Source organism: Serratia sp. HNCC26DJ206 (assembly GCF_057180605.1).
Window position 1 is genome coordinate 1 of record NZ_JBXUGP010000073.1, and the last position, 5,825, is coordinate 5,825.

The window sequence follows — 5,825 nt, forward strand, 5'->3', positions numbered from 1 at the left end:
GGTTTGGGACAATAGTGAGTTGATTATCGGTGGCGATTGGCCAGTTATCTACGCGAGGCAAAAACTGAGCGGAGATCCTTATTGGCGGTGGTACTAAAAAACGGAGGGACTACAAAGGTTTACCGAAGCTGAACAACTGGAAGTCACTATTATGCGCGGTATAGTACGGCCGCAACGGCGGGAAAAAGGGGATTTAGAGCTTAGAAAACGTGACCCCAGACAAAGCTGGGGTCCTTAGACTACTGCCGAGAATTATAATGTCGATAATAAATCCACCAACAACCTACTCCGACTACAACTCCTCCATAAAAAGCAGCTTTTATATATTTCAATATGTCAATATAGAATAGCTCAAATGGTGTGCCATACCCTATGAAGTAGAAAAATCTAACGGCAACGTATGTAACTAATGCCATTATTATTAATATTGCAACGCAAGAAACTAATAAGTAAAGCAGCAGGAACAACCATTTTTTACGACTCATTTACTGTCTCCTTGCAACTTAATAGCAGAGTTAACTGCACCGCCAATTACTGCTGGTAGGGGGCTTAATGGTAAAGGTTTCGATATACCCATTCCGATATCAGACCATAAGTAACTCTTCCTGTTGGGGTTAAAGAACTGATCTAACTTTCCTCCAACCAGTTTGCTACCAATCCCATAACCAAATGCTGCAGCTCCACCACTGATTAACGCACCTGTTAGCGGGGCATTCCCGTTGAGATAACTGGATTGTTGCACTCCAGCCAACTGTTCCAATTAGCCCATTATTGGCTGTGATGGCACCAGTCCAGTAAGCAAACAAAGAATCATTAACATCTACATTCACATTGAATTTGGCCAAGGCCTTTTATTTACAAGAACGGGAACTTTGACGATATAAAACCCAAAATCCCATCCCACAAACAGGCCCCACTAATACTGCCACTTTGAAAGCTCTTTTGATATCCATGAAAGAAAAAAGAAAATCCCCGCCAATGGCATACCAAGTAAAACTTCTAATAATGAAAAAAATGACAGAAGCCATAAAAAAAACAACCAATATCCAAATGATATTTAACAAAAGAAACCTAATAATACTTTTCTTTGAAAACATCATTTTTTCTCCTGGATATTTTTTAGCTGCTCTTGAGTAAAAGCGTTTGTTCCCTCTGTTGCAAGAGAGGAACCCACATTACCAACAACACCTGGAACTTTACTGGGCAACATGTCTTTTGAGATAGTGAACTGCCCTGTAACCTCAGTTTGGTTGCGTAGTACTGGGTTAAATTTAGGATCCCATCCGTCTGCTAACCAATTACCAGCTCCATTAGTTCCTAGAGAGAACAATTTCCCAATTCCATAGCCAAATCCAGCACCTGCGCCACTAATCAATCCCGCTTGGAAAGGATCGTCGCCCTTAAGGTAAGCTGATGCTCCACCACCGACCCCATTCCAATAAACGGTGCCAACAACTCCGGTACTGGCGGTCAATGCCCCTGTCCAGTATGCGAGAATTACATCATTAGGATCAACGCTACCATTAACTCCATACTGGACTCCTGCGTTCGCCATGCCGCCAACCAAACTGGTAGTCATTGCCGTTTCCGGCAATAACGGCCACGCCAATGCACTTCCTGCGGCCATAACCATCGTCTGACAAGATACAGGTGTTCCACCACTACAGGCCTCCTTGATTTCCGCTTGTTTATCAACTTGCCATTGTTCTATCGTGCCAGGTTTTTCTTTATTGGCTGCCGCCAGGGTTCTCAGGTTATTATTCTCGAGAGCGTTCTTACCCGCTTGCGCCCCCGCAACCGCGTCAGCCGTGCTGTCACCCACAATACCACCAGCCAAACCTGCTGCCAGGGTTCCCAGCGCACTGATAGTCTGACGCTGTTCTTCCGTCAGATCGTCACGACTGATACCAGGGTACATCTGCTGGGCGATATATTCACCCATTACCGCGCCGGATGCTCCCGCTAATGCGCTGTTGCCATTCACTGCTGCGGTTACTGCACCCAGAACGGCGTGGGCCATCAGATTGGCTTCGGTATTCACTGTCTTGCCGTCCGCACTTGTGGTCATGTTGTGAATGACCTCCGCCAGATACGGCGCACTGGCTCCCGCCAAGGCTTTAGCCATATCACCACCGGCCAGTCCCTGAATGGCCGCCGTTGCCGCTTGAATACCCTGCTGTAGTGAACTGCCGGTGCCATATTGCTTCATGGCATCTTTATATTCTTTAGTTTCACGCAGTTGCTCGGCTGTCTTATCCGGGTACTTCTCTTTCGCAGCTTTGAGCCCGTTGATATCCCCCTGAGTCCGGGCAATATCAGCCGCCTGGCTGCCAATTTCGCCAATGAGCTGTGCTTCTTTCAGCCGGTTTTGTTCTTTTTCCTTGTCGAAGATTTTGTCCAGCCCAGGGTTGGCATTTTCCACGTCACGACTCAGGTCACCAACATCCTGCTTCTGGTTCGCCTGATCACGGATGGTGATGGTGCCTTCACTCACTGCCGACTGGGTAGTTGAACTGGCGCTACCGCTGCCGTTCACCCCGGTCAGCAGACCGTTAGCCATGTTCCCCGCAAACTGCCCACCGATAGGGCCACCGCTGCTGATACCCACGCTCTGGTGCTCAACCTGATACTCCGCCTTGTTCTCGATATTGCTGAACCCCAGCGTACCGGTATCGAGCTTGTTCTTGTCAGCCGTGGCGGTGGAGCCGATAACCGCCCCGTTCAACTGGGTATGCTCACCCACGGTGATATCAAAGCCGCCTTTACCCGCAAAGACCCCGGTTTGCTCCTGCACGCTGTCGTAGGTGCTGTGCATCTTGTCGCGGCTCAGATTAACCGAACCGCTGATTGTGCCCACTCCAACGCTGCCGCCTGCACTGGCGTTCTGCTGTTTAGAGTCGTAGTTGTCGCTGTCGCGCTCACTGGTTAAGGTCAGGTTGCGACCCACATCCATCATCACCTTCTCGCCGCTCACCTGTGCCCCGGTGAGGGTGGTGTCGCGCCCGCTGGTGATATTCAGGTTGTTACCGGCGTTCAGCGTGGTCTCGGTATGGGTCAGCAGATTGCCACTCTCAGAACCGCTACCTTTGTTGGCGCTGGCGTTCAGCGTCAGGCCATTCTTGCCCTGACCGAAGTTCACACCCACACCGACAGATCCGCCGTGGCTTTCGTTCTTGCCATCCACCGTTTGGGTGTTCTGGGCGGAAAGCAGATTGACGTCCCGCGCCGCATTCAGGTTGATATCCTTCCCGGCCTGCAACTGGCTGCCCTGAACGTTGATATCGGTGCCGGTCGAACGGATATTCAGATTGTTGCCTGCGGTCAGGGTGCTGCCCTGGCTTTGCGACTGGTTGGTCGTCTGCTCGGATTTCGACGACTGACTGCCATAGGAGAGGTTCAGCCCCACCAGGCTAGTTTTTTCATCCCCGGCGTTGCGCAGTTCATTGGCCTGGGCGGCCTGTACACCGCTTAGCGCCGACTTCATTCCCTGCAAGGCAGCAAGACGCCCACTGCTCTCCTTGCTGGCGTCGTTAGCGCTCGATACCGCTGAACTCACTGCACTGCCTACCGTACCAGAGAGCGCCAGCGTCAGACCGCTCTGTTTCTGTTCTACCACATGTTTCTGGCTGCTCTGGTTTTCTGCCGCCAGGACATTCACTTCCTTGCCGGTCAGGTTGATATCTTTTCCGGCCAGCACGTCAGAACCCTGAACCGTCAGATTATTACCTGCATTCAGGGTCACATTCCCCTGGGTGCTGCCCACGGTGCTGCCGACGCTGGTTTGAGATTTGCCATCATCGGTGGTTTTGGTGTCATTGGTGCCGTAGCTGAAACCGATACCGCCGGTGCCGGACAGCCCGCTTTTCTTCTCTTGCAGCATATGGGTTTCTTCACGCTGCTCGGTCGCCGCCTGCAGGCTCAAATTGTTGCCTGCGGAAAGAGCCACATCTTGCGTAGCCGCCACGCTGCTGCCCGTGACGGTCAAATCACGTCCCGCCTGCATGCTCACGCTGTCGCCACTCAACTGGCTACCGTTGACGGTCTGTTGGCTAATGGTATCCCGCGACTCGGTGGTGGTTTTCGAGAGCATACCGCTGCTGGTCGCCTTGTAATGCTGGTCCAGCGTGCTAGTGTCGATGCCCTGCTGAATGTTGATATCGTTACCCGCTGCCACACTGAGCTTGTCACCGGCAGAGACGTTGCCTGCGGTAATGTTTACATCGTGTCCGGCCCCCAACTGAACGTTTCCTGCACCGACCACTTCGCTGCCGACCTGCTGGCTGCTGGAATGGTGCTGCCAGTTATCACCCCAGTTGAGGTTGTCCTTGCTGCCGGTGGTGACGGTATTGAGGTTCAGGTCACGCCCGGCGGTGATAGAGGTAGTACCCCCTTCACCGCTGTTGACCACCTGCGCCGCCGTGAGATTGACATCGCGCCCGGCCTGCAACGCCAGCGTACCGTCCGGCTGCTGAACATACAGCCCGGCAACGCGGTCCAGCGTGTTACGCGCAAAGTCACCACCGGCGCTCTCAGCGCTGCGGGTGGTGGTGATGGCGTTGATATCCCGCCCGGCGGTTGCGGTGAGGCTTTGTTGCCCGGCGATCACGCCACCGACATTATTGATGTCGGTCCGCGCTTTCAGCGCCACATCGTTACCCTGGATCAGACCGCCCAGGTTGTTGATGTTCTCCGCCAGGATCTGCGTGCTCTGCTGGCCGTTGATGCGCCCGCTGTTGGTCAGATCGCCGGTGAGATTCAGGCCGACATTTTTCCCGGCCAGCAACGCTCCGCTGCCGTCCAGGTCACCCGCCTTGACGGTGGCATACACCTGCGGCACCAGCACTTGCTGGGTGCTGCCGTCCGGCAGCGTCACCGTTTGGGCGACCAGCCAGACGATATCGCCACTGAGCAGCGCCATCTGTTCGGCAGTCAATGCCACGCCCAGCGTCAGGTTGTATTTCTTGCCGAATTCCACCCCGTTGTTCATCAGGGCCTTGTACTGCTCTTCGTCATTCTGGAAACCGTCGAGATAACGGTTGCCGGTCAGGGCGATCACCTGTTCGCGGATCAGCCGCTGCTCGTAATAGCCATCCCCCAGGCGTTTCAGCACGTTGTTCGGATCGGTGGTGAAGGCGTTCATCATGTAATCCGAGCCCAGCCACTGTTTCTGGTTGGTGAAGCGCGGATCGGTTTCCACCAGATACGGGCTGCTTTCCGGGCGCACCTGGAACAGGCTGTTGTCCGGTAATTGGGTGTTCGGCCCCACCAGGCGCACCACCTTGCCGGAATCGCCAAGACTCACCTCGAAGGTTTTGCCCGCTGGCAGGGTGATGGCCCCCGGCACCACCGGCAGCAGGTTGCCTGCACCCGGCCCGGTAATCGGCGCGGCATTAATGCCTGCTGCACCCTGGATATCGCCATTGATATCGGCTTTTTGCTGGGCATCAATCACCAGACTGCTGCCTTGCCCTTGGGTGTATTCTGCCAGGGTGCTGGGTTTCAGGGTGATCCCCTGGATCACCGTCGGCGGTTGGTAATCAACGTCATCGACATTAGAGGAGTCGGTGCCTTTGCTATTCTGGTGACGTGAATAGTAGTAGGCTTTGCCCACATCGTTGATCTGGCGGTTGGCCTCCACCTCGACGTTATCCAGCGATCCGGCCTGCAGCACCAGTGCGCCACCGGCAATGATCTGGCTCTTGTCGTTGAGCACACTGCCCGCATTGATGCTGAGATTGCCCCCGGCAAGGATTTTGGCGGGATCGGTCTCTTTCACCCGGTCTTCGGTAATGGTGCGGGTGTAGTCGTAATGGGTAAAACGGTCA

General features: G+C 53.9%; 4 protein-coding genes. All 4 read right to left on the reverse strand.

Going from position 1 to position 5,825, the window contains the following annotated elements; all coding sequences use genetic code 11:
* Positions 1–239: 239 nt before the first annotated feature.
* Positions 240–485, reverse strand: a complete 246-nt coding sequence (locus tag AC2A1E_RS23740) for a hypothetical protein (RefSeq protein ID WP_484385798.1) — start codon at positions 483–485, stop codon at positions 240–242.
* A complete protein-coding gene (locus tag AC2A1E_RS23745; RefSeq protein ID WP_484385799.1) occupies positions 482–760 on the reverse strand; it encodes a hypothetical protein in 279 nt (92 codons plus the stop codon). The genes AC2A1E_RS23740 and AC2A1E_RS23745 overlap by 4 nt, the downstream gene beginning before the upstream one ends.
* 91 nt (positions 761–851) lie before the next feature.
* A complete protein-coding gene (locus AC2A1E_RS23750) occupies positions 852–1,100 on the reverse strand; it encodes a hypothetical protein (protein WP_484385800.1) in 249 nt (82 codons plus the stop codon).
* Positions 1,097–5,825 (reverse strand): hemagglutinin repeat-containing protein (locus tag AC2A1E_RS23755; protein WP_484385801.1); only part of this gene is annotated, 4,729 nt, incomplete at its 5' end. The genes AC2A1E_RS23755 and AC2A1E_RS23750, both read right to left, overlap by 4 nt.

Bases quoted from the DNA above. Each gene is read 5' to 3' on its own strand.
- AC2A1E_RS23740 (WP_484385798.1), bottom strand. From the start codon at position 485: ATGAGTCGTAAAAAATGGTTGTTCCTGCTGCTTTACTTATTAGTTTCT.
- AC2A1E_RS23750 (WP_484385800.1), bottom strand. From the start codon at position 1,100: ATGATGTTTTCAAAGAAAAGTATTATTAGGTTTCTTTTGTTAAATATC.